Here is a 23,196-nt window from a genome sequence, read left to right as displayed (position 1 = left end):
GCGATCCCGGGCATTCCCACGAAGGAGTGCAAGTGAAACGACGCACCATCCTCGCCGTCACCGCGGCGAGCGCGACGATGATGACGGGGCTCGCGTTCGGCCCCGCCGCAATGGCCGCCCCACCGGCCGCCGACCCGGGCACGTCGCCGTCGGCCGCCCAGCGACTCGACAACCGCCCGGGCCCCCTCACGAAGTCCCAGAGCGAGCAGCGCAAGCTCGCGCAGCAGCTCGTGCGCCAGGGCAAGGCCACGCCGAACGACGACGGCGTCGTCGCGCTCGGCGCCGACAAGTTCGCCGAGACCGCCGTGACCGGCACCGGCCGGGTCTTCACGATCCTGTCCGAGTTCGGCGACCAGGGCAGTGGCAAGCTCGGCACGGTGCCGGGCCCGCTGCACAACGAGATCCCCCAGCCCGACCGCAGCGTGAACAACAGCACGCACTGGATGGCGGACTTCAACAAGGCCAGCTACGAAGACCTGTTCTTCGGCGAGGGCGAGTCGTTCGCCGACTTCTACTCGAAGCAGTCGAACGGCAACTACACCGTCGACGGCGAGGTGAGCGACTGGGTGCAGGTGCCCGGCAACGCCTCGACCTACGGCGACAACTCGGTCGAGGACTACGGCGGCGCCTGGCAGTTCATCGAGGACACGGGCAACGCCTGGTACGACGAGCAGGTCGCCGCGGGCAAGACCGAGGCCGAGATCAAGGCCGAGCTCGCCTCGTTCGACGTGTGGGACCGCTACGACGCCGACGGCGACGGCAACTTCGACGAGCCCGACGGCTACCTCGACCACTTCCAGGCCGTGCACGCCGGCGAGGGCGAAGACGCCGGCGGCGGCGCGCAGGGCGAAGACGCCATCTGGTCGCACCGCTGGTACGTGAACTCGACCGACTACGGCACGACCGGCCCCGAGGGCGCCAAGTTCGGCGGCTCGCAGATCGGCGACACCGGCTTCTGGATCGGCGACTACACCGTCGAGGCCGAGAACGGCGGCCTGGGCGTGTTCGCGCACGAATACGCGCACGACCTCGGCCTTCCCGACTTCTACGACACCAACGGCGGCGAGAACTCGACCGCCTTCTGGACCCTCATGTCGAGCGGCTCGTGGCTCAACCACGGCGGCGAGGACATCGGCACCACGCCGAACTACATGGGCCCGTGGGAGAAGATGCAGCTCGGCTGGCTCGACTACGCGGTCGTGAACAAGGGCGAGTCGGGCTCGTACACGCTGAGCCCCGCCGCGCTCCAGACCGACGGCCAGGAGCAGGCGCTCGTCATCGACCTGCCCGACGAGGAGATCGAGCAGACGTACACGACGCCGTACTCCGGCGCGAACGCCTGGTGGACCTCGAGTGCCGACGACCTCAACACGACCCTCACCCGCACGCTCGACCTGAGCAAGGTGAAGTCGGCGACGGTCACGGCGAAGGCCTGGTACGACATCGAGGCCGGCTACGACTACTTCTACGCCGAGTACTCGACCGACGGCGGCGCGAGCTGGCTGCCGGCCGGCAAGTCGCTCAGCGACACCTCGAACGGCAAGTGGACGACGCTGCGGTACTCGGTGCCCGGCGGCTCGGCCGACACGCAGTTCCGGTTCCGCTACCAGTCCGACGGCGGCGTGCACCTCGCCGGCGCGTTCCTCGACGACATCGTCGTGAAGTCGGGCGGCACGACGCTGCTGACCGACGACGTCGAGGGCGGCGCGAACGGCTGGACGGCCGCGGGCGGCTTCACGATCAGCGACGGCACCGCGACCTCGACGGGCGACCGGTACTACCTGGCCGAGAACCGCACCTACGTCGGCTACGACGCGACGCTCCAGAACGGTCCGTACCAGTTCTCGGAGGGCATCACGCGGCCCGACTGGGTCGAGCACTTCGCCTTCCAGGAGGGGCTGCTGATCTGGGCGGTCAACGAGGCCTACACCGACAACAACACGATCGACCACCCGGGCGACGGCCTCGCGCTGCCCGTCGACGCGCGTTCGGCGAAGTTCACCTACCCCGACGGCACCGCGCCGAGCAACCGGCGCCAGCCGTTCGACGCGACCTTCGGCCTGAAGGACTTCACCGACGTGGTGCTCCACAAGCAGGTCGTGGTCGGCAAGGGCAAGAACCAGACGGTCGAGTCCGTCGGGGCCGCGGCCCCGGGCGAGGCCCAGGACGCGACGTTCGACGACTCGGACGTGAACGCGTTCAACGACCCGTCGAACCCGCTCGGCGGCGTCAAGGTCGCCGGCGAGGGCGTCACGGTCACCGTCACCTCGCAGGTCACGGGCGGCACCATGGGGGTCACCGTGAACTACCCCGCGAACTAGCCTCGGCTGCTCGCACGAACGGGCCCGTCTCCGCGAGGAGGCGGGCCCGTTCCCGTTCGCGCACGTTGCGACGCGGATGTCGCCGCCCACGCCGATCGCGTCGGTCCCGCGGATCGCCGCGTCGCGGATCTACGCTCTCCCTGAGCCGACGCGAAGGGAGCCGCCGATGGCCGAGCCCGTGTACCCGCCGCCGCCGTCGGAGTCGATCAACACGATCGAGCAGATGCGCGATGCGGTGTTCTTCGACGAGCCGGGTCGGGTGCGCCGTATCCAGCGCTTCTGGATCCTGCTCGTGCTGTCGTCGGCGATCGCCGCGAGCGGGGTGATCGGCGACTCGACCGCGACCGTCATCGGCGCCATGATCGTCGCGCCGATGATGCTGCCCATCCAGGGCACGATGCTCGCGACCGTGCTCGGCGAGCGGGCGAACTTCGTGCGATCGCTCGTCACGATGATCGCGGGCGCCCTCGCGGCGATCGCGATCGGCTACCTGTGCGGCCTGCTCGTCGTCGTGCCCCAGACCGCGGCGACGAACGCGCAGATCGCCGAGCGGGCGACGCCCGACCTCATGAGCCTGTTCGGCGCGCTCGCGACGGGCGCGGTCGCCTCGATCGCCCTCGTGCGCAAGGACATCTCCGACACGCTGCCCGGCGTGGCCATCGCGATCTCGCTCGTGCCGCCGCTCGTCGTGGTCGGCGTCGCCGCCGAGTCGGGCGACTACGCCGCGTCGATCGGGTCGCTGCTGCTGTTCGTCGCGAACGTCGCGGCCATCCTCGGCACCGGCGTCGTGGTGATGGCGCTCTACCACGTGCAGCGCTGGGGTGCGATGGCGGTCGCCGCCGGGGCCCCGCGCATCGCGACCGGGTCGATGGCGCTCACGCCCCTGAGTCGCCGGCGCTCGCACATCGCGATCGCGGTCATGCTCGTGCTCGTCGCGATTCCGCTCACGCTCTCGACCTATCGCACCGTGACGACGACCACGCAGGCGTCGAACGTCGACGCGGCGGCGAACTCATGGGCCGACGACGAGGACCTCGAGGTCGTCGAGATCGCGACCGAGTCGCCCGGCTACGTGGTACGCGTGACCGGTGGCGACGCGATGCCCGATGTCGCACCGCTGCAGAAGTCGCTCGATGCTGCCGGCGTCGACCCCTCGACCGTCGCGGTCGAATGGGTGCCGACCACGCGGGTCGACCTCGGCGGTTGATGGCCTCGGACGACCGCAGATGACCGGGGCGGGCCGGCGAGCGCGCGCCCGAGTGCGGTCGGGACCGTTCAGCGTCGCCGCAGCCAGTCGCCGAGGAGAGCGCGGAACGCCTCGGGCTGCTCGACCCACGGGTAGTGGCCGCACGCATCGAGGAATCGCAGGTCGGCGCCGATCGCGTCGGCGTAGGCCTCGACGGTGCGCACGCCGACGAGGATGTCCTCGTCGCCCGCGATCACGAGCGCGGGGCGGGACGGTGCGGCGCGAACGAGCTCGGCGGCGTCGGCGGGGATGTCGGCGAAGTACGCGTCGAGCGAGGCGAGCGACCATTCGCCGACGGCGGCATGCCGCTGCTCGCGCTCGGTCCAGCGGGCGTAGCCGGCGGGCCCCTCGAGTTCGCGAGCCCGCTCGAACTCGGCCTGGTCGCGCGGCTCGGGCCCGGTCAGCGAGTCGAGCGCCCGATCGACGAGCGGATCGTGCCGCCGGCGTGCGAGCTCGACGCTGTCGCGCGGCGCATCGGTGAACCACGCCGCGGCCGGGGTGACGAGGGCGAGGCTCCGCACCCGCTCCGGCGTTCGCGCCCAGGCGGCGAGCGCCAGTCGGGTGCCCGCCGAGTGGGCCACGACGTCGACGGCCTCGAGGCCGAGGTGGTCGGCGAGGTCGACGAGATCGTCGGCGTCGGTCCACCAGCCGCGCGACAGCCCGCCGGTCGTCGGGGTTCCGCGCGGGTGCAGCACGGCGAGCGGTCGCCCCGCGAGATCGGCGGCGCCGGCCAGGTCCTCGAGGTAGTCGACCCCGCGGCACGGTCCGCCGGGAACGACGATGGCCGCGGCATCCCCGTTCGTCTGACCGATGACGTGAAAGGCGATGCCGGTGCCGTCGCGCGCGGTGAAGGTCTGCACCCGCCCGACGATACCGGTCCCGCACGAGGTGCGGGCTCGGGGCATCACATGCCGGCACCGCCGATCGGGGGCCCCGGGTCCTCGGCCTCGCGCTCGAGCCTGCGCTCGCGGTTCAGCCGATCGAGCTCGGACCGCTCGACGGACCCGGCGTCAGCGGGCGGGGCACGCCGTACGCGAGCCGCACGCACCACCATGACGATCATCAGGAGCACGGAGACCCCGACGGCCGCCCAGATCAACGCGTCCACGACGCACCTCCGCTCGAGCGGTCGGGTCGAGCCGAACGTACGCCGCGGCGCGTCCCCGCCGCAAGCGCGGCAGGACGACCGGAACGCGAACGGGCCCGCCTCCGGAGAGGCGGGCCCGTTTCTGCGGCGCGGGGCAGGGGTGCGCCGCAGTTCCGCGCACCGTGCGGCGGCGGGGTCTGCGGTGATCTAGCCGGCGAGCAGCGTGAGCGAGTCGATCACGCGGTTCGAGAAGCCCCACTCGTTGTCGTACCAGGCGACGACCTTGATGTGGCGGCCGTCGACGCGGGTGAGCTCGGCGTCGAAGATCGACGAGTGCGGGTTGCCGACGATGTCGCTCGACACGAGCGCCTCGTCGGAGTACTCGAGCACGCCCTTGAGCGGGCCCTCCGAGGCGGCGGCCTTGTAGGCGGCGAGCACCTCGTCGAGGGTGACGTCCTTCGAGACGGTCGTGTTGAGCTCGACGATCGATCCGACCGGCACGGGCACGCGCATCGAGTCGCCGTTGAGCTTGCCGTCGAGCTTCGGCAGCACGAGGCCGATCGCCTTCGCGGCACCGGTCGAGCTCGGCACGATGTTGACGGCGGCGGCGCGAGCGCGGCGGGGGTCGGAGTGCGGGGCGTCCTGCAGGTTCTGGTCCTGCGTGTACGCGTGGATCGTCGTCATGAAGCCGTGCTCGATGCCGGCGAGGTCGTCGAGCACCTTCGCGAGCGGGGCGAGCGCGTTGGTGGTGCACGACGCGTTCGAGACGATGGTGTGCAGTTCGGCGTCGTACGCCTCGGTGTTCACGCCGTAGGCGAGGGTGACGTCGGCGCCCTTCGACGGGGCCGACACGAGCACCTTCTTCGCGCCGGCGTCGAGGTGGGCGCGGGCGGCGGTCGCGTCGGTGAAGCGCCCGGTCGACTCGAGCACGACGTCGACGCCGAGCTCGCCCCACGGCAGCTTCGCGGGGTCGCGCTCTGCGAGCACCTTGACGCGACGGCCGTCGATCACGAGCACATCGCCGTCGACCTCGACGGGGTAGCCGAAGCGGCCAGCCGTGCTGTCGTACTTCAGCAGGCGCGCGAGGGCCGCGGGGTCGGTGAGGTCGTTGACGGCGACGAGCTCGAGGTCGGCGCCGCGCTCGACGAGGGCGCGCACGACGTTGCGGCCGATGCGTCCGAAACCGTTGATGGCGATGCGGGTGGTCATGCGGGGATGGGTCCTTTCAGTCCGCGATACCCCCACTCTGCGGTGCGGATGCCTCGGGCGGGAGTGGCACGCAAGACAGTGCTCGTAAGGATCTCGCCAACCCGGCCGTGCTCTCCCCGATAGCCTGAACCCCATGCCCTACGCCCCGCTCGCCGATGCCCGCGACACCGACCGTCTCAGCCTGCGGCTGTGGGACGAGTGGGACGCCGACGGCTACCGCCTGCTCGTGTGCGAGCGCGAGGAGGCGCGCGCCGAGCGAGAGGGCGACCGGGTCGACGAGGGTCGTCTGCTGAGCCTCGACGAGGCACGCGCCGAGGTCACCGGCGCCCGCGAGAACGCGCCCCGTCGCGGCATCCATTGCCTGACACTGCGGTTGCGCGGCAGCGACGAGTTCCTCGGCTACTGCGGACTCGTCGTCGGCCGCTCGACGATCGACGAGCCCGAGCTCGCCTACGAGCTGCTCCGCAGTGCGCACGGGCACGGCTACGCGACCGAAGCGGCGGCCGCCGTCGTCGACGCGGCCCGCGAGACCGGCCGTGACCGGCTCTGGTCGACGGTGCGCGCGTGGAACACGCCGTCGTTCCGGGTGCTCGACAAGCTCGGGTTCCGGCGCGACCACTCGACGGCCGACGAGCTCGGCGAGATCGTGTGGAGCGTGCTCGACCTGTAGCCGCCCCGGCTACTCGCCGCGTGCGAAGGTCTGCCGGTAGTCGCTCGGCGAGGTACCGAGGATGCGCTTGAAGTGCAGGCGCAGGTTCGCCCCGGTGCCGAGACCGGCACGCGCCGCGATCTGCTCGACGCCGAGGTCGCTGCGCTCGAGCAGTTCGCGCGCCATGTCGACCCGGGCGCGCAGCACCCACTGCATGGGCGTGTAGCCGGTGTCCTCGACGAATCGGCGCGAGAAGGTGCGCGGCGACACGTTCGCATGCCGGGCGAGGTCGCCGAGCGCGAGCGGTTCGTCGAGCCGGCGCAGTGCCCACTCGCGCGTCGCCGCGAACACCGGGCCGAGCTCGGGCGGCAGGCTGCGCGGCACGTACTGCGCCTGGCCGCCCGACCGGTAGGGGGCGGCGACGAGCCGCCGGGCGGCGTGGTTCGCGACGCCGACGCCGTGGTCTCGCCGCACGAGGTGCAGGCACAGGTCGAGTCCGCTCGCGGCACCGGCTGAGGTGAGCACCTGTCCCTCGTCGACGAACAGCACGTTCGCATCGACGTTCACGAGCGGATGCCTCGTGGCGAGCGCCCGCGTGTAGTGCCAGTGCGTCGTCGCGCGGCGGCCGTCGAGCAGCCCGGTCGCGGCGAGCGCGAACGCGCCCGTCGAGATCGCGGCGAGCCGGGCGCCGCGCCCATGGGCGGCGCGCAGCGCATCGACGACCGCGGCCGGCGGGTCGTCGCGATCGGGGTGCCGGTAGCCGGGGATGAAGACGGTCTCGGCCCACTCGAGGGCCTCGAGGCCGTCGGCCACATGGTACGAGAGTCCGTCGCCGCCGGTCACGAGCCCCGGCGCGGCTCCGCACACCCGCACCTCGTACGGCATGCTCGCGCGGGTCGAGAACACCTGGGCGGGGATGCCGACGTCGAGCGGCTTCGCACCCTCGAGCACGAGCACGGCGACGCGGTGAGGACGACGGGTCATGCGGCAAGAATGCCATGCAGCGCAAGCCTCATGCCAACCCGCGACGGGCTGCGCCCGGTCGTCCGCGCCGCGACGATCGGGCCATAGGGTGAACGGACCCTGCACTGCTCCAGCCGATCCGAACGATCACCGAGGTGCCGATGAGCGAGTCACGAACGATCCAGCCCGAGTCCGACGACCTCGAGACGGGTGCCCGGCGGATGCGGCCCTGGCAACTGCTCCTCGTCGGCATGGGAGCGGCCCTGCTCGGACTGCTGCCGTGGCTGCTCACCGGCATGCGACTGCCGCTGCAGAATCTCTGGGCGACCGACACTCTGCCGGATGACATGCCGCTCGTGCTGCTGCCCTTCAGCCAGTACTCCCTGTCGACGATCGCCTCGCTCCTCGTCGTCGGGGCGGCGGCCGGCGGACTCGCCGGGCGCATCCTCCGCGCTCGCACACCCGCACGCGGGTTCGCACTGCTGTTCTTCGGCGTGCTGCTCGTCGACGTCGTCGCGGTCGCGCAGAGCGCCGCGACGGTCGGCCCTGGCCTTCGCGAGGACACCTGGTCGGCCGTCTACCTCGCCGGCGTGCTGACGGTCGCGGTGCTCGCCGTCGGCATCGGCGCATCGGTGCTCTGGCTCATCGGCCGGGCTCCGCAGGCCGGCGCGGTGGTCGGCATCGCGATCGCCGCGGTCCTGCTGCCGGGATGGCTGCACCTGCTCATGGCGCCGCGCGGCCCGGCCTTCGCCGGCGAACCCGAGTGGCTCTGGACGGCGGTGCGGTGGGTGCCGTCCGTGCTCATCGGCCTCGCGATCGCGTGGGCGGGCGTCCGCACCGCCGGGCGGATCATCGCGGCGATCGCCGCCCTCGCCCTGCTGTGGCTCGCGCCGGCCCTGATCACCGCGGCGTCGGCGGCACTCGGCAGCCGGGTGCTCGCGCGCGTACCCGGCGAGATGCTCGACTACGGTGCGGGTGTGTTCCGCCTGGCCGCGACCGACCCGGACCTCGTCGTGAAGCCGATCGTCGTGGCCGTCGTGGTCGCCGCGGTCGGACTCGTCGTCCGCGCACTGCTCGCCCGCCGCACCGCCGCCCGCGCGGGCACCGGCGGCGATGCGTCCGGGGCCTGATGCCGCATCCCGACCCGCGCGACGGTCAGAGCAGTCCGCGCCGGGCGAGGCCGCGATAGAGCTCGTCGATGCCGAAGGTCCACGGCGCGACCGTCTCGCTGTGGCGCACCCTGTTGATGAGGGCGCCGAGCCTGGGCTCGCGGATCGTCACGACGTCATCGAGCCGGTGCGTGAACCCGTGCCCGGCCTCGTCGCGATCCTGGATCGGCGCGAACAGGGTGCCGAGGTAGAGCACGAACCCGTCGGGGTACCGATGATGGGCGCCGACCGTCTGTGCGACGAGATCGGCGGGATCGCGACTGATGCGCTCGAGCGGGCTCGTCGCCTCGAGCCGGAACCCGTCGGCACCGTCGACCTCGAGGGTCACGACCGCGCGCCGCACGTCGTCGAGGCCGTAGCCGTCGTCGAAGAGCCGGATGAACGGGCCGACCGCGGCCGAGGCGTTGTTGTCCTTCGCCTTGCCGAGGAGCAGCGCCGAGCGGCCCTCGACGTCGCGCAGGTTCACGTCGTTGCCGAGCGTCGCCCCGACGATGCGCCCATCGGAGGCGACGACGAGCACGAGCTCGGGCTCGGGGTTGCTCCACGCCGACGTCGACAGCACGCCCACGTCGGCACCCGACCCGACGGTCGAGAGCACCGGTGCCTTCGTGAAGACCTCGGCGTCGGGGCCGATGCCGACCTCCAGGTACTGGCTCCAGAGGCCCTGCTCGATGAGCAGCTCCTTGAGGGCGGCCGCCTCGGGCGAACCGGGCACGAGGTCGTCGAGCGTACCGCCGATGACGGCGAGCACCTCGTCGCGCACGTCGGCCGCCGACTCGGCTGCGCCCAGGGCGCGCTCCTCGATGATGCGCTCGATCATCGACACCGGGAACGTGACGCCGGCCGCCTTCACGACGTGCAGGTCGATCGGCGAGAGCAGCCACGGCCGGCCGGGGGCGCGCACGTCGTCGGGCGTGTTCGCCACGATCTCGGCGAGCGTGCCGAGCACGGGTCCGTCGGCAGCGGCGAGTGCGGCGGCCGGGTCGGGCAGCTCGGTGAGCGCGCGCATGGTCGCGAAGTGCATGCTGACGTCGACGACGCCCGCCTCGCGGATCGCCACGACGCTCGGCCCGCCGACGGCGGGATCGAAGACGCGGCCGACGAGCGTGCCGGCCGTGCCGTCGACCGGCAGCATCGCGGCGGCGTCGGCGGTGGGGTTCGGCTCCTGGCTCACGGACTCGAGCATCGCAGGATCGGCGGCCGCGCGCATCAACACCGGCGGCGGCGCGCCCCTACGATCGGAGCATGACCGACCCGAACGGCCCCTGGTGGACCGGCGACGACGATCTCGGCGGCATCGGCCTCGCCCGCTTCTTCGCTTGGACGGGCCTCCTCCTCGGCGCCGGTGCGCTCGTCATCGCGCTGTTCGCCCCGCTCGAGGGCGATGCGCTGCGCACGGTGTGGATCGTGGGGTTCGGGTGCGCCGCGATCTGGGTCGCCGCGATGGCGATGCCGCGCTACCGGCGCGCAGGGGTGCGCACCTCCTGGACGGTGCGCGCGGCCTTCGCGCTCGGCGCACTCGCCGTCGTCGTCGCCTGCTACGCGTTCGTCGTGATCTGGCTCGCCTCGACGGGCATCGAGCTGCCCGCTCCGCCGTACTGGTTCGCGCCCGAGCGGGCGCCGGTCGGGGTGATCGAGGCCTCGTCGGTCGCGTAGGGAGCGGAGCGACCGGTTTCGAGGCCGCACCGTCGGCCAGGGCCGCGGCCGCGTTCTCGATGCGCGCTTGGCGCTACTCGACCGACCCGACGGAGTCGAGCGCCGCGAGCACGCGCGGCACCGAGCCGCCGAGGTTCCACTCGTCGGCGAGGCGCTCGAGCGCTGCACGACGGTCGCCCGCGACCGGCCGCAGGTGCGCGTCGACCTCGGGCAGGTCGAGGTCGCGCACGACCTCGACGACCTTCGGCGCGACGGCGAGGTAGTCGGCGGCCGCGACGAGCTTCGTGCGCACGCCGGCCGACATCTTCGCCGAGGCGTCCCCGGCGGCCTCGATGATGCCGTCGAGGTCGACGAACTGCTGGATGAGCCCCGCCGCGGTCTTCTCGCCCACGCCGGCGACGCCCGGCAGGCCGTCGGAGTTGTCGCCCCGCAGCGTCGCGAAGTCGGCATACTGCTCGGGCAGCACGCCGTACTTGCCGACGACGACCGCGTCGGTGACGATTTCGAGCTTCGACATGCCGCGCGCCGTGTTGATCACGCGAACGGATGCCTCGTCGTCGACGAGCTGGAACAGGTCGCGGTCGCCCGTCACGATGTCGACGGGCCGCCCGGCGCCGGTGGCGAGCGTGCCGATCACGTCGTCGGCCTCGTGCTCGGCTGCGCCGACGATCGGCACGCCGATGAGCCCGAGCACCTCGCGGATGAGCGGGATCTGCTTGACGAGCCCGGGCGGGGTCTCCTCCACGTCGACGCCGCCCGGCACCGCGCGCTCGACCCGGTGCGCCTTGTAGGTCGGGATGAGCGCGACGCGCCAGCCCGGCCGCCAGTCGTCGTCCCAGCAGGCGATGAGCTCGGTCGCCTCGAAGTCGACGGTGAGCCGGGCGATCATGTCGAGGAGCCCCCGCACCGCGTTCACCGGGGTGCCGTCGGCGCGCTTGATCGAGTCGGGCACGCCGTAGAAGGCGCGGAAGTAGAGGGAGGCGGTGTCGAGGAGCATCAGTCGGTCGGCCACACCGCCGATCATGGCACGGACCTCCCCCGCGGGCGACCATGCGGGTCGAGGAGGCGCTCAATGGGGAGAATGGAGCGCATGGGCATCACCGCCACGCTGCGCGCCTCGAAGCGCCCGCCCCTGCTGCAGGTCGCGAAGGCGTCGGTCGCGACGATCGCGGCGTGGCTCGTCGCCGGCTGGCTCATCCCCGGGCAGCTCCCCGTGTTCGCCGCGATCGCGGCGCTGCTCGTCGTGCAGCCGAGCGTGAACCAGTCGTTCGGCAAGGCCGTCGAGCGTTCGGTCGGCGTCATCCTCGGCGTGCTCATCGCGACGGCGATCTCGTTGACCGTCGGGCAGAACAGCTGGATCATCCTCGTCGCGATCGTCGTCGCGATGCTCGTCGCGTGGGCGCTCAAGATGACGCCGGGCACCTCCAACCAGGTCGCGATCAGCGCGATGCTCGTGCTCGCGCTCGGCTCGTCGTCGCCCGAGTACGCGCTCGACCGGGTGATCGAGACGCTCATCGGCGCGGCGATCGGCATCGTCGTGAACGCGGCCGTCGTGCCGCCGGTCGCGGTCGCCCCCGCCCGCCGCGACCTCGCACTGCTCGGGGGCGAGCTCGCGGCATCCCTCGAGCGCCTCGCGCACGCCCTCGAGACGCCGCAGTCCGCACCCCAGCTGCAGCAGCTGATGCTCGAGGCCCGTCTCATGCGACCGATGCGGGATGCCGCGGACGCATCGATCTCGGCGGGCGAGGAATCGCTGACCTTCAACCCGCGGCGCTCGGCGCACCGCACCGACCTCGCCGAGATGCGGGCGCTCATCGAGCGGTTGAGTCCGATCGTCACGCAGGTCATCGGCATGACACGGGCGACGTTCGACCACTACGACCCGTCGCTCGCCGATGAGCCGACGGTGCAGGCGATCGCCGAGCAGCTGCGCCGCGCCGCGCACGACGTACGGCTCGCCGTGCATCTCGCCGACGTCGACCCCGAGCCGATGACGTCGGCGATCCCCGCGCTCACGGCGCCGCTCGTGGTCTCGCCGCCGCGCTCGGGCCACTGGATCCTGATCGGGTCGCTCATGGAGGACCTGCGGCGCATCCGCGGCGAGCTGCTCGAGGAGTAGCTCAGCCGTGCGCGGCCGACTGCCCGGCGAAGACGTTGAGCACGATGACGCCCGCGATGATGAGCCCGATGCCGAGGAGCTTCGGCACGGTGAGGCTCTCGCCGAGGAAGAGCACGCCGATCGCCACGATCGCGGCCGTGCCGACGCCCGACCAGATCGCGTAGACGACGCCGATCTCGAGCTCGCGCACCGCCTGCGCGAGCATGGCGAACGAGACGCCGTAGCCGGCGAGCACGGCGACCGTCCACCAGAGCTTCGTGAACCCCTCGGTCTTGCCGATGAAGCTCGTCGCCGCGACCTCGAAGCCGATCGCGAGCGCCAGGTAGACCCATGCCATGCAGCCATGCTCGCATGCGGCCGGGGCGCGCCCCTATCGCCCGCCCCGGCCGAGGAGCATGATGAACCCGTGGACGGATGGCCGATCGTCGGTCGGGATCACGAGCTCTCGCGGGTGGCGCGCCGGCTCGTCGAATCGCCCGCGTCGGAGCGGCGTCGCGGGGCGCTGCTCGTGGGTGCGCCCGGCATCGGCAAGACCCGGATCGCGCGCGAGCTGTACCGGCTCGTGCGCCGGCACCGGCTCGGGGCGGTCTGGGCGACCGCGAGCCGCACGGCGCAGCACCAGCCGCTCGGAGCGTTCGCCGCGTACACGCGCGAAGGCGACGACACCCTCGCACTGCTCGCCCAGCTCGCCGCCGAGATCAGCCCCGGCGACCGGCCGACCGCCGTCTTCGTCGACGACGTGCACGCGCTCGATCCGATGTCGGCGCTGCTCGTGCAGACCCTCGCCCGTCGCCCGCAGACGAGTCTCGTGCTCACCGCCCGCACGCCCGCGCCGCTGCCCGACGTGATCGTCGACCTCTGGAAGGACGACCTCGTCGAACGGATCGAGGTGCACCCGCTCGACGAGGCCGCGACGGGCCGGCTCGCGTCGGCCATCCTCGAACGGCCGCTCGAGGCCGTCGCCGCGCACCGGCTGTGGGAGCGCAGCCAGGGCAACCCGTTGTACATCACCCACATCGCGCAGGACTGGCGCGACGCCCTCGCCGCCGGCGGCGACGACGAGGCTGCCGGCGGGCTCGCCGACGACGCCGACGAACCGGCGACATCACTCCCCTTCGTGCCCGACCCCGCGAGCCCGCTGCCCGCGGAACTCGGCGCGCTCATCGAGCAGACGCTCATCGGGCTCGACGACACCCGGCTCGAGGTGCTCGACGCCGTCTCGCTGCTCGAGCCGTTCCCCCTCGCGGCGATCATCGAGGCCGTGCCGAGCGCCGACGTGCGCCTGCTCGACGAACTCGAGGCGCGCGGCGTGATCGTCGCGGCGATCGACGACCCGGGGCACCTCATCACGCTGCGCGCCGCGCACCCGCTCTTCGCCGAGGCCCGCCGAGCCGCGATGGGCCCCCTCCGGGCGCGCCGGCTCCGCGGCCGCATCCTCGACGCAGTCGAGCACACGGGCGTCGACCTCGACATCGTCTCCCGCTCGCTGCTGAGTCTCCAGGCCGACGGTTCGAACGGCGGCGACGCCGCGCTCCACCTCGAAGCGGCGGCGACCGCGTTCGCGCGCCTCGACCTCGACCTCACCGCGCGGCTCGCCACGGCGTCGGCCGAGCACGGCGGACCACCCGCGGCGACGACGCTCGCCGCCTACGCCCTGTCGCTGCGCAGCCACGGCGAGGCGGCCGCCGCGATGCTCGCGCCGCTCCTCGATGCCGAGCGGCCGCCCGTCGACGCGCTCATCGTCGATTCCGGCAACCGGTTCTTCGTCCTCGGCGACCCCGAGGGCGCGATCGCGCGCACGGAGGCGGCCCGAGCGGCGGCGACCGACGACGGGGACCGCGCCGAGCTCGCGGCGATGCTCGCATGGGAGCACGCCTTCCAGGCCCATCCGGCGCTCGCGCTCGACCTCGCCGACGCGGCGCTCGCGCATCCCGGGCACAGCGGCCGGGCCATCGCGTTCGCGACGATCGCCCGGGTCACGGCGCTCGCCTGCGCGGGCCGCAGCGACGAGGTCGCGGCGGTCGCCGAGCCGGGATATGCGGCGGCCCGCGGCGGCTACGACGCCGCGGTGCTGCGCACCGTGCTGCTCGACGCGCACCTGCTCGCCCTGCACCTCGCCGGGCGCATGGGCGAGGCCGCCGACCTCGCCGAGCGGGTGCTCGCCGACGATCACGAGGCACCCCCGCCCTTCGACAGCCGGCTGCTCAACCTCACCGGACGCGCCCTCGTGCGCAGCGGCCGCATCGCCGAGGGGCTCGTCGCCCTTACGTCGGCGCAGGCTGCGATCGGCGGCCACGACCACACCGGCTGGTCGCCGCTCAACCTCGTCGACCTCGCCGAGGGCGAGGCCCTCGGCGGCGACCTCCGCCGGGCGCGACGGGCGCTCGAGCGGGCGCGGGCCGAGTGGTCGCCCGCGTTCCGCTACCGGCTGCCGCAGCTCGAGCGCGTCGCGGCGCTGATCGACGCCGCCGCCGGCCGGGCCGCCGAGGCCGCGGCCGGCGCGGTGGCGGCGGCCGACCTCGCGATCGAGCAGGATGCCCCGGCGCTGGCCCTCCGCGCCCTGCACGACGCGGTGCGGTACGGGGCGCGCGGGCTCCGCGACCGGGTCAGCGACCTCGCCGACGGGCTCGACGGACCCCGCGCGCGGCTCGCGCCCCGGCACGCCGACGCGTGGGATCGCGGCGACGCGGCCGAGCTCGACGAGCTCTCGCGGGCGTTCGAGGCCGACGGCGACCTCATCACCGCGACCGACGCGGCCGCCCAGGCCGCCGTGCACTGGGCCGCGGCCGGTCGCGGCGGGCGGGCCGCCGCCTCGCGGCTCCGGGTGCGGGGCATCGAGTCGACGACGGGCCGGCTGCACACGATCGCCGTCGCCCGGGCGAGCCTCGGACCCGATCTCAGCGAACGCGAGGGCGAGATCGCGGCCCTGATCGCCGGCGGGCATTCGGACCGCGAGATCGCCGTGCGCCTCGGGCTCTCGACGCGCACGGTCGAGGCGCACGCGCATCGCATCTACGCGAAGCTCGGCGTCGAGGGGCGCGCCCAACTGCGCGACCTCGCCGACGGCGGCTGACGACGCCGCGAGCGCATCGCCCCGATTTACGTACCCGACTACGTAGGGCGCCGGCACGAGGCATCCGTAATCTTGTCGGCGAGCACCTCGACGAGCCGGCTCCCCGTACGACCGTTGCCCGACGGTCGCGCCTCGCCGAGGGTTGCCGCACCCCGAAGGAGTGCCCCAATGCGGCAGCTACTCGCCCCCGACACCACCAATGCGGAGTTCGACTGGATCGACGCCCGCGTACCCGACCTCGCCTCACTCACCGCCGGCGAGCTGACCGTGCTGCGCGCGCTCGCGTGCGGTGCCTCGAACGCCGCGATCGCGGCCGGCCTCTTCCTCTCGGAGCGCACGGTCGAGTCGCACGTGCGCTCGATCTTCTCGAAGCTCGGACTACTGCGCTGCCCCGACGAGAATCGGCGCGTCATCGCCGCCGTCGTGTGGGCGCGGGCGGCGGTGTGAACGAGGTCTGCGCGTCAACCGCGGCGGGCGTCTAGGGTCGTAAGCGGATGCCACGGGGCCGGTTCGTGCGCCCCGCATCCGCCGCACGACGAGCACGCCGCGAGCGCCGCGCAGGAGAGGGCCGACGATGACCGCTGAACCGACCGGATTCGACTTCTTCTCGGTCGGCGAGCTGCCTGCGCCGGCGCTGCCGGTCGACGAGGTGCGCGGCATCGTCGCCGCCGAGTGGGGGCTCGACGTCGAACTCGAATCCCTCGGCAGCCAGCAGGACCAGAACTTCCTGGCTCGGGATGCCGCGGCCGACGCCGCCGCCGACGGCGGCGCCCCCCTCGGCGTCGTGAAGATCACGAACCCCGCCTTCACGGCGGCCGAGCTCGCCGCGCAGGATGCCGCGGCCGAGCGCATCGCCGACGGGTCGGGCGGTCGAATGGCGGGCGTCCGCGTCGCGACGACCACGAAGGACGCCGACGGGCGGCCGCGCTCCGTCGTCGCCGACACGAGCGCGGGACCACTCGCGGTGCGACTGCTCGAGTTCCTGGGCGGCGGCACGCTCACGGGCGACGCCTATCTCGCCCCCGCAGTCGTCGCCCGCATGGGCGAACTCGCCGCGACGGCGAGCCTCGCGCTCGCCGACCTCGACCACGCCGGGCTCGACCGGGCGCTGCAGTGGGATCCGCGCTTCGCCGACCGCGTCGTCGAACTGCTCGCGCCGCATCACCCCGACCACTACCGGCGCGAGCTCGTGCAGCGCGCCGCCCGCGAGGCCTGGCGCACCGTCGCCGCCCTCGCCGACGAACTGCCGCAGCAGGCGGTGCACCTCGACCTCACCGACGACAACGTGGTCTGCCGCGTCGAGGGCGGCCGGCGGATGCCCGACGGCATGATCGACTTCGGCGACGTCACCCGCAGCTGGGCCGTCGGCGAGCTCGCGATCACGATCTCGTCGGTGCTGCACCATGCCGGCGCCGAACCCGTCTCGGTACTGCCCGCGGTGCGCGCGTTCCACGCGCTGCGCCCGCTCGCACCCGCCGAGGTCGCCGCGCTCTGGCCGCTCGTCGTGCTGCGTGGCGCCGTGCTCGTCGTGAGCGGCGAGCACCAGGTGCAGCTCGACGGCGAGTCGAACGACTACGCGCGGTCGGCTCTCGACCGCGAATGGCGCATCTTCGAGCAGGCGACCTCGGTGCCGGCCGACGTGATGACGGCGGTCATCGCCGATGCGCTCGGGGTTCACGATTCGCCGCAGGTCGATCTCGGCGCACGAACGCACGACGGGCCCGCACGCGAGCACCGGCTCCCGCCGAGATCTTCGAAGGGGACTGCGACCGCCTCGCCGGCGCGGCTCGACGTGTCGGTGTTCGCCGAGGCCGCCGACGGCGGTGCGTGGCTCGACGGCGAGGCGCTCGAGGCGCGACTCGCGCTCGAGGCCCTCGACGCCGGTGCGTCGGCGGCCTGGCTCGACCGCGGCACGCCCCGACTGACCGCGAGCCGCACCCTCTCGCAGGCCTCGCCCGCGACGGTGCCGGTCGGCATCGACGTCTGGTACGCCGAACCGCAACGGCTCGAGGCATCCGAGCACCTCGTCGTCGAGGGTGCGACGCAGGACGCCGACGGCGACTGGATCGTGCCCGCGCGCACGCGCGTCCGGGTGCGGCTCGGCCGCGCCGGCACGCCGCACCTCGTGCGGCCCGAGTACGCCGCGGGATGGCTCGCGGTGACGCTCGATCCGGCGCCGATGCTGGGTCTCGATAGCGAGCCGCGCGCCGACTCGACCGACCGCGAGTCGCTCATCGGGCGGCGCAACGCGGCCTTCGCCGAGGTGCAGGAGCACTACTACGAGGCCCCGCCGCAGATCGAGCGCGGTTGGCGCGAGCACCTCGCCGACACAGACGCGCGCGTCTACCTCGACATGGTCAACAACGTGACGCCGCTCGGTCACGGCCACGTCGGCCTCGCCGACGCGGTGCACCGGCAGCTGCGCCGGCTCAACACGAACTCGCGGTTCAACTACGAGGCGGTCGTCGAGTTCTCCGAGCGGCTCGCCGGACTCCTGCCCGATCCGCTCGACACCGTGTTCCTCGTGAACTCGGGGTCGGAGGCCGCCGACCTCGCGATCCGCGTCGCGCTCGCCGCGACCGGCCGGCGCGACGTCGTGAGCGTGCTCGAGGCCTACCACGGCTGGACCTACGGCTCCGACGCCGTCTCGACCTCGACGGCCGACAACCCGAACGCGCTCGAGACGCGCCCCGACTGGGTGCACGCCGTCGAGGCGCCGAACTCGTTCCGCGGCCGGTACCGCGGGGCGGATGCCGCGCGCTACGCGCCCGAGGCCGCGGCGCGGATCCGCGAGCTCGCGGACTCGGGCCGGCCCCCGGCCGCGTTCATCGCGGAGACGTTCTACGGCAACGCCGGAGGCATCCCCCTGCCCGACGGCTATCTCGCCGAGGTGTACGCCGCCGTGCGGGAGGCGGGCGGGCTCGCGATCGCCGACGAGGTGCAGGCCGGCTACGGGCGCCTCGGCGAGTGGTTCTGGGGCTTCGAGCAGCAGGGCGTGGTGCCCGACGTCGTCGCCGTCGCGAAGGCGATGGGCAACGGGTATCCGCTCGGCGCGGTGATCACGACGCGCGAGATCGCGGCGCGGTTCCGCACGCAGGGGTACTTCTTCTCGTCGACTGGCGGCAGCCCGGCCTCGTCGATCGCCGGGCTCACGGTGCTCGACGCGTACGAGCAGATGGGGCTGCAGCAGAACGCGGCGTCGACCGGCGCCTACCTCAAGCGGATGCTCGAGGAGCTCGCCGAACGGCACCCGCTCATCGGCGCCGTGCACGGGCTCGGCCTGTACCTCGGCGTCGAGTTCGTGCGCGACCGCGAGACGCTCGAACCGGCGACCGACGAGACGCGCGCGATCTGCGATCGGCTGCTCGAGCTCGGGGTCGTCATGCAGCCCACGGGCGACCACCAGAACGTGCTGAAGACGAAGCCGCCGCTGTGCGTCGAACCCGAGTCGGCCGAGTTCTTCGTCGAGATGCTCGACCGGGTGCTCGGCGAAGGCTGGTAGGGGTCGCCGGTCGATCGAGTGGTCTCGATACGCGTGCTCCTTCGTCGCGCGCTACTCGACCGACGGTTGCGGCTCAGGCGAGCAGGTCGCGCACGGCGAGGCCCCACTCGAACCCGCAGTCGCGGCAGTCGAAGATCGGAGCGTCGTCGGTGAGGAACGGGTCGACGGTCTCGGCCTCGACCGCGAGGTCGAGCGGGCCGTAGACGATCGCACGCACGGCGGCCGAACCGCACCGGGGGCACGGCTCGTCGAGCGCCTCGCGCGGGGCTTCGGTCTGCAGCTGGTTCGTCATGGCAGTCAAGCTACGCCGCCCCGCCGACATCCCCGGCAGCCGGCCCGCGCGTCGCCTTCCGACCGCTCGGCCGGGAACTCGATGATCCCTAGACTGGGCGCGTGCTCACCGCCGTCATCCTGCTCGCGATCGTGCCCGCGTGCCTCATCCTGGTGCTCGGGCTCGTCGCACGCGCGTTCGCCGCGCAGCCCGTGACGGCCCGCGTCGTGCAGTACGCGCCCGAGCGCGGCACGACGCTGCTCCGCGATGCGGTGCTCGCCGACGCCGACAAGCGGGCCGCCGCGGCGGCGCTCATCGACCTCGCGGTCAAGCGCAAGGTGCGGCTCATCGCCGGCACGGCGGGCGCGTCGGCTGCGGGCACGGCGGGCGGCGCGTCCGGTTCCCGCTCCCGGGAGCCGATCGGCGTGGAGCTCACCGACGGCGCACGGCTCACCACCGCCGACACCGCCTTGCTCGAGGTGCTGTTCGGCCCCGAGCACACGGGCGCACGCCTGCGCCGCTTCTCGGCCGACCGCAGGGCGCTGGCCGGGCGGCTGAAGACGCTCATGACGTTCACCGAGCTCGCGCTCGCGCGCGAGGGACTCGTCGGCGACCGGCGCGTCACCTGGCCCGGCACGACCCTGACCGTGCTCGCCTACCTCGGCATGCTCGTCGAAGCGCTGCTGCTCGTGTTCACGCTCATCGCGGGCGACTGGACCGCGTTCTTCGCCACGCTCGCGGCCGTGGCCGTGACGATCGCGACGATCTTCGTCACCCCGGCCTCGTGGCGACGGTACCTGCCGCCGTCGCTCCCGCATCGCGAGCACCTCGCCGGACTTCGCCGCTACCTCGAGGTCGCCGAGGCCGACCGGCTCCGCGTGCTGCAGTCGCCGAGCGGAGCGGAGCTCCGCGCCGACGCCCCGGCCGGGTCGATCGGCGGCGGGCCGTCGATCGGCGCCGACCCCGAGGCATCCGCGCAGCTCGAGCGCTTCCACCTGCATGAGCGCCTGCTGCCGTACGCCGTGCTGTTCGGCCTCGAACGGGAGTGGCTCGCGAAGCTCCGCCTCGAGGCCGACACGCTCGCGCACACGAACGTCGACACGCTCGGAGACCTCGTCGACGTCACCGCGGAGGTGGCCGCCGCGATCGACGCCGCGGGCGGCGTGCTCGAGCTGACCGCCGTGGTCGGCGACCTCGTCGACGGCACCGGTTCGGTGATCGAGGGCATCGGCGGCATCTTCGAAGGGCTGGGCTCATGAGCCTCACCGACCTCGAGCAGGCGATCTCGATCGACCTCGACGGCACCGCGGTCGCGGGCGTCTACGCGCGCCCGGCCGGCGGCGATGCCTCGGCCACGATCGTCGTCGCGCACGGCGCGGGCGCGGGCATGGATCATCCGTTCATGTCGGGCTTCACGCGGGCGCTGAACGCCGACGGATTCTCGACCCTGCGCTTCAACTTCGCGTATCGCGAGGCCGGACGCCGCTTCCCCGACCGGCCGCCCGCCGCGATCGCGGCGTGGCGAACGGTCATGGGGGTCGCCGGCGAGCTGGCCGTGCAGGCCGGTCGTGCGGGCGAGCCGGTCTGGGCAGCGGGCAAGTCGTTCGGCGGGCGCATGGCCTCGATGGCCGTCGCCTCGGGCATGGATGCCTCGGGGCTCGTGTTCCTCGGGTACCCGCTGCACGCACCGGGCAAGGCCGACAAGCCGCGCGACGAGCACCTGCCGGGCATCACGATGCCGATGCTGTTCCTGCAGGGGCGCAACGACCCGTTCGCGATTCCGAACGAGCAGCTCGACGCGGTCGCGGAGCGGGTGGGGCCGAACGCCGTCGTCGAGTGGATCGACGGGGCCAACCACTCGTTCGAGGTGAAGGGCGCGAAGCGCCCCGCGGCCGAGATCGGTGCGTCGCTCGCGGAGCGCGCGGCCTCGTTCGTGCGCGCGCACGTCCCGTCGGCCGAGTAGGCGCGCAGCGCGGTATCGAGACCGCAGCTCCGTCCGTCGACTCGGCGCGCAGCACCGTTTCGCGACCACGGCGAAGACTCGGCGCGCACCCTGCCCCGCCGCGTACGCTGGCCTCATGGGCGACGCACGGTCGACCGGATGGCTCCTCCCCGCGGCCGCGGGTGCCGCGGCGGCGGTCTTCGGCGCGGGCCTCGGCGAACTCGTCGCCGCGGTGATCGCACCCGAGTCGGGGCCGGTGGTCGTCATCGGGTCCGCGCTGATCGATCTCGCGCCACCGTGGGCGAAGGACGCCGCGATCGCCCTGTTCGGCACCGCCGACAAGCTCGCCCTCGTCACCGGCATCGTGCTCGTGCTGCTCGTCGCGGCGTGCGGTGCGGGCGTCCTCGAGTCACGCCGGCCGCCGTGGGGAAGCGCGGTCTTCGCGGTGTTCGGCGTCGCCGGGGCGGTCGCCGCCGCGACGCGTGCGAACGCGCCGATGCTCGCGGTCGTGCCGTCGCTCGTCGCGGGCGCGGCCGCCGTGGTGGCGCTGCGGGTGCTCGTGCGACGGCTCGCCGCGGTCGCCGGCGTCGAGACGTCGCGGCGCCCCGCCTCGACCGCCCCAGGGGAGACGCCCGCTTCCGCCACTCCAGCAGCCACAGGCGAGACGCCCGCTTCCGCCACTCCAGCAGCCGCACGCGAGACGCCCGCCCCCACGGCCCCAACCACCGCGCACGAGGCACTCGCCCCCGCCACCCCAGCCACCACTCGCGAGACATCCGTCCCCGCCTCGGGGACCCGCACGACGCGACGGGCGTTCCTCGGCTGGGCGGGTGGCGCCGCGGTGATCGGCGCGCTCGCCGCCATCGGCGGTGCTGCGATCCAGGCCGGCGGGCGGGCGGTGACGGCGGTGCGCGAGGCGATCAGGCTGCCGACGCCGACCTCGAGGGCGTCCGTGCCGTCGGGCGCCGACCTCGGCATCGACGGGCTCGCCCCGGTCATCACCCCGAACGCCGACTTCTACCGCATCGACACGGCCCTCGCGGTGCCCGTGCTCGACCTGGCCGACTGGAAGCTGCGCGTGCACGGCATGGTCGAGCAGGAGTTCGAACTCACCTGGGACGAGCTGCTCGCCCTTCCCCTCGCCGAGAGCGTCACGACGCTCGCGTGCGTCTCGAACGAGGTCGGCGGCGATCTCATCGGCAACGCGGTCTGGCTCGGCTACCCGATCCGCGAGTTGCTCGCCCGTGCGCGCCCGCTCCCGGACGCCGACATGGTGCTCTCGCGCAGCTCAGACGGCTTCACGGCCTCGACGCCGATCGAGGTGCTGCAGGACGACCGCGACGCGATCCTGGCCGTCGGCATGAACGGCGAGCCGCTGCCGATCGAGCATGGCTTCCCGGTGCGCATGGTCGTGCCGGGCCTCTACGGCTACGTCTCGGCCACGAAGTGGGTCGTCGACCTCGAGGTCACGCGATTCGACCGGGCGCGCGCGTACTGGACCGACCGGGGCTGGAGCGACCACGGCCCCATCAAGCTCTCGTCGCGCATCGACGTGCCGCGGCGCGGACAGTCGGTCGAGGCGGGCGACGTGGTCGTCGCCGGCGTCGCCTGGCACCAGCACACGGGCATCGAAGGCGTCGAGGTGCAGGTCGACGAGGGCGCGTGGCGCCCGGCCGAACTCGCCACCGCGATCTCGGACGACACCTGGGTGCAGTGGCGCTTCGCATGGCCGGATGCCTCGTCCGGAAGCCACACGCTGCGGGTACGCGCGACCGGCGCCGACGGCGAGCTGCAGACCGCGGAAGAACGCCCGGTCGTACCCGACGGCGCCACCGGCCTGCACGAGATCACCGTCGACGTGCGCTGACGCGCGGGGTTCGAGACGTCGCTGCGCTCCGGCGCCTCTCGCGCCGGCCCTCCGTCGCACCCATCGCCATTCCTCCCCGCCCGCACTCGTCCTCCCCAGCCCCGGACCGGAGCGTCCGGTCG

20 protein-coding genes are annotated in these 23,196 nt (G+C 73.2%); 12 read left to right on the top strand and 8 right to left on the bottom strand.

All coding sequences use genetic code 11. The features are described from left to right. The first annotated feature begins 32 nt into the window (after positions 1-32). Positions 33-2,321, top strand: coding sequence for an immune inhibitor A domain-containing protein (locus tag PX701_RS01785; protein WP_275505297.1), 2,289 nt, complete (start codon positions 33-35; stop codon positions 2,319-2,321). A gap of 166 nt (positions 2,322-2,487) precedes the next feature. After that, on the top strand, positions 2,488-3,528 hold the full coding sequence (locus PX701_RS01780) for a DUF389 domain-containing protein (RefSeq protein WP_231429846.1): 1,041 nt from the start codon (positions 2,488-2,490) through the stop codon (positions 3,526-3,528). Between the two features lie 68 nt (positions 3,529-3,596). Here PX701_RS01780 and PX701_RS01775 read toward each other — a convergent pair whose 3' ends face one another. The 3 genes from PX701_RS01775 to gap form a co-directional block, all read right to left on the bottom strand. Then, complete coding sequence (locus PX701_RS01775) at positions 3,597-4,427, bottom strand: alpha/beta fold hydrolase (protein ID WP_275505296.1); 831 nt, start codon at positions 4,425-4,427, stop codon at positions 3,597-3,599. 44 nt (positions 4,428-4,471) lie between these two features. Further along, positions 4,472-4,675, bottom strand: a complete 204-nt coding sequence (locus PX701_RS01770) for a hypothetical protein (protein WP_231429844.1) — start codon at positions 4,673-4,675, stop codon at positions 4,472-4,474. Positions 4,676-4,861: 186 nt separating this feature from the next. Then, positions 4,862-5,863: a type I glyceraldehyde-3-phosphate dehydrogenase gene (gene gap / locus PX701_RS01765; protein ID WP_231429843.1), complete on the bottom strand. Its 1,002-nt coding sequence runs from the start codon at positions 5,861-5,863 to the stop codon at positions 4,862-4,864. Positions 5,864-5,996: 133 nt separating this feature from the next. Between gap and PX701_RS01760 the strand changes: the two genes are divergently transcribed. Continuing rightward, on the top strand, positions 5,997-6,533 hold the full coding sequence (locus tag PX701_RS01760) for a GNAT family N-acetyltransferase (RefSeq protein ID WP_231429842.1): 537 nt from the start codon (positions 5,997-5,999) through the stop codon (positions 6,531-6,533). A gap of 9 nt (positions 6,534-6,542) precedes the next feature. Here PX701_RS01760 and PX701_RS01755 read toward each other — a convergent pair whose 3' ends face one another. Then, a complete protein-coding gene (locus PX701_RS01755; RefSeq protein ID WP_231429841.1) occupies positions 6,543-7,496 on the bottom strand; it encodes a GlxA family transcriptional regulator in 954 nt (317 codons plus the stop codon). 140 nt (positions 7,497-7,636) lie between these two features. On the opposite strand from PX701_RS01755, the gene PX701_RS01750 reads away from it, so the two are divergent. Then, positions 7,637-8,605: a hypothetical protein gene (locus tag PX701_RS01750; protein ID WP_275505295.1), complete on the top strand. Its 969-nt coding sequence runs from the start codon at positions 7,637-7,639 to the stop codon at positions 8,603-8,605. 25 nt (positions 8,606-8,630) lie between these two features. Here PX701_RS01750 and PX701_RS01745 read toward each other — a convergent pair whose 3' ends face one another. Further along, positions 8,631-9,818, bottom strand: a complete 1,188-nt coding sequence (locus PX701_RS01745; RefSeq protein ID WP_275505294.1) for a fumarylacetoacetate hydrolase family protein — start codon at positions 9,816-9,818, stop codon at positions 8,631-8,633. Between the two features lie 71 nt (positions 9,819-9,889). Here PX701_RS01745 and PX701_RS01740 point away from each other — a divergent pair, with 71 nt between their 5' ends. Next, positions 9,890-10,300, top strand: a complete 411-nt coding sequence (locus PX701_RS01740; RefSeq protein ID WP_231429838.1) for a hypothetical protein — start codon at positions 9,890-9,892, stop codon at positions 10,298-10,300. 73 nt (positions 10,301-10,373) lie between these two features. Here PX701_RS01740 and PX701_RS01735 read toward each other — a convergent pair whose 3' ends face one another. Beyond that, the gene (locus tag PX701_RS01735; protein ID WP_231429837.1) at positions 10,374-11,312 is read right to left on the bottom strand and encodes a 5'-3' exonuclease; all 939 of its coding nucleotides are present in this window, start codon (positions 11,310-11,312) and stop codon (positions 10,374-10,376) included. A 78-nt stretch (positions 11,313-11,390) separates the two neighbouring features. On the opposite strand from PX701_RS01735, the gene PX701_RS01730 reads away from it, so the two are divergent. Then, positions 11,391-12,419, top strand: a complete 1,029-nt coding sequence (locus PX701_RS01730; RefSeq protein ID WP_231429836.1) for an FUSC family protein — start codon at positions 11,391-11,393, stop codon at positions 12,417-12,419. A 1-nt stretch (position 12,420) separates the two neighbouring features. On the opposite strand, the gene PX701_RS01725 is transcribed toward PX701_RS01730, so the two are convergent. Continuing rightward, on the bottom strand, positions 12,421-12,756 hold the full coding sequence (locus PX701_RS01725) for a DMT family transporter (protein WP_275505293.1): 336 nt from the start codon (positions 12,754-12,756) through the stop codon (positions 12,421-12,423). Positions 12,757-12,825: 69 nt separating this feature from the next. On the opposite strand from PX701_RS01725, the gene PX701_RS01720 reads away from it, so the two are divergent. The 3 genes from PX701_RS01720 to PX701_RS01710 all read left to right on the top strand — a co-directional run bounded on the left by PX701_RS01720 (position 12,826) and on the right by PX701_RS01710 (position 18,994). After that, the gene (locus PX701_RS01720) at positions 12,826-15,492 is read left to right on the top strand and encodes a helix-turn-helix transcriptional regulator (protein ID WP_275505292.1); all 2,667 of its coding nucleotides are present in this window, start codon (positions 12,826-12,828) and stop codon (positions 15,490-15,492) included. Between the two features lie 168 nt (positions 15,493-15,660). Next, a complete protein-coding gene (locus PX701_RS01715; protein ID WP_231429833.1) occupies positions 15,661-15,939 on the top strand; it encodes a helix-turn-helix domain-containing protein in 279 nt (92 codons plus the stop codon). A gap of 127 nt (positions 15,940-16,066) precedes the next feature. Further along, the gene (locus tag PX701_RS01710) at positions 16,067-18,994 is read left to right on the top strand and encodes an aminotransferase class III-fold pyridoxal phosphate-dependent enzyme (RefSeq protein WP_231429832.1); all 2,928 of its coding nucleotides are present in this window, start codon (positions 16,067-16,069) and stop codon (positions 18,992-18,994) included. 73 nt (positions 18,995-19,067) lie between these two features. Here the strand turns inward: PX701_RS01710 and PX701_RS01705 are convergent, their stop codons facing one another. Next, a complete protein-coding gene (locus tag PX701_RS01705) occupies positions 19,068-19,286 on the bottom strand; it encodes a hypothetical protein (RefSeq protein ID WP_231429831.1) in 219 nt (72 codons plus the stop codon). Between the two features lie 101 nt (positions 19,287-19,387). Between PX701_RS01705 and PX701_RS01700 the strand changes: the two genes are divergently transcribed. From PX701_RS01700 to PX701_RS01690, 3 genes are all read left to right on the top strand, one after another. Further along, positions 19,388-20,524: a DUF2207 domain-containing protein gene (locus PX701_RS01700; RefSeq protein WP_231429830.1), complete on the top strand. Its 1,137-nt coding sequence runs from the start codon at positions 19,388-19,390 to the stop codon at positions 20,522-20,524. After that, a complete protein-coding gene (locus PX701_RS01695; RefSeq protein ID WP_275505291.1) occupies positions 20,521-21,228 on the top strand; it encodes an alpha/beta hydrolase family protein in 708 nt (235 codons plus the stop codon). Before PX701_RS01700 ends, PX701_RS01695 begins: the two co-directional genes overlap by 4 nt. Before the next feature lie 115 nt (positions 21,229-21,343). Next, on the top strand, positions 21,344-23,074 hold the full coding sequence (locus PX701_RS01690) for a molybdopterin-dependent oxidoreductase (protein ID WP_275505290.1): 1,731 nt from the start codon (positions 21,344-21,346) through the stop codon (positions 23,072-23,074). Positions 23,075-23,196 lie beyond the last annotated feature (122 nt).

Origin of the sequence: Agromyces chromiiresistens, from assembly GCF_029167465.1 — a bacterium.
Lineage (GTDB): Bacteria > Actinomycetota > Actinomycetes > Actinomycetales > Microbacteriaceae > Agromyces > Agromyces chromiiresistens.
Note: the sequence above shows the minus strand (reverse complement) of the source record. Positions and strands in the feature narration are given on the sequence as shown.

Excerpts from the sequence above, each read along its gene's own strand:
- PX701_RS01780 (WP_231429846.1), top strand. The coding sequence starts at position 2,488 with ATGGCCGAGCCCGTGTACCCGCCGCCGCCGTCGGAGTCGATCAACACG.
- gap (WP_231429843.1), bottom strand. The coding sequence starts at position 5,863 with ATGACCACCCGCATCGCCATCAACGGTTTCGGACGCATCGGCCGCAAC.
- PX701_RS01760 (WP_231429842.1), top strand. The coding sequence starts at position 5,997 with ATGCCCTACGCCCCGCTCGCCGATGCCCGCGACACCGACCGTCTCAGC.
- PX701_RS01755 (WP_231429841.1), bottom strand. The coding sequence starts at position 7,496 with ATGACCCGTCGTCCTCACCGCGTCGCCGTGCTCGTGCTCGAGGGTGCG.
- PX701_RS01750 (WP_275505295.1), top strand. The coding sequence starts at position 7,637 with ATGAGCGAGTCACGAACGATCCAGCCCGAGTCCGACGACCTCGAGACG.
- PX701_RS01740 (WP_231429838.1), top strand. The coding sequence starts at position 9,890 with ATGACCGACCCGAACGGCCCCTGGTGGACCGGCGACGACGATCTCGGC.
- PX701_RS01730 (WP_231429836.1), top strand. The coding sequence starts at position 11,391 with ATGGGCATCACCGCCACGCTGCGCGCCTCGAAGCGCCCGCCCCTGCTG.
- PX701_RS01725 (WP_275505293.1), bottom strand. The coding sequence starts at position 12,756 with ATGGCATGGGTCTACCTGGCGCTCGCGATCGGCTTCGAGGTCGCGGCG.
- PX701_RS01715 (WP_231429833.1), top strand. The coding sequence starts at position 15,661 with ATGCGGCAGCTACTCGCCCCCGACACCACCAATGCGGAGTTCGACTGG.
- PX701_RS01710 (WP_231429832.1), top strand. The coding sequence starts at position 16,067 with ATGACCGCTGAACCGACCGGATTCGACTTCTTCTCGGTCGGCGAGCTG.
- PX701_RS01705 (WP_231429831.1), bottom strand. The coding sequence starts at position 19,286 with ATGACGAACCAGCTGCAGACCGAAGCCCCGCGCGAGGCGCTCGACGAG.
- PX701_RS01695 (WP_275505291.1), top strand. The coding sequence starts at position 20,521 with ATGAGCCTCACCGACCTCGAGCAGGCGATCTCGATCGACCTCGACGGC.
- PX701_RS01690 (WP_275505290.1), top strand. The coding sequence starts at position 21,344 with ATGGGCGACGCACGGTCGACCGGATGGCTCCTCCCCGCGGCCGCGGGT.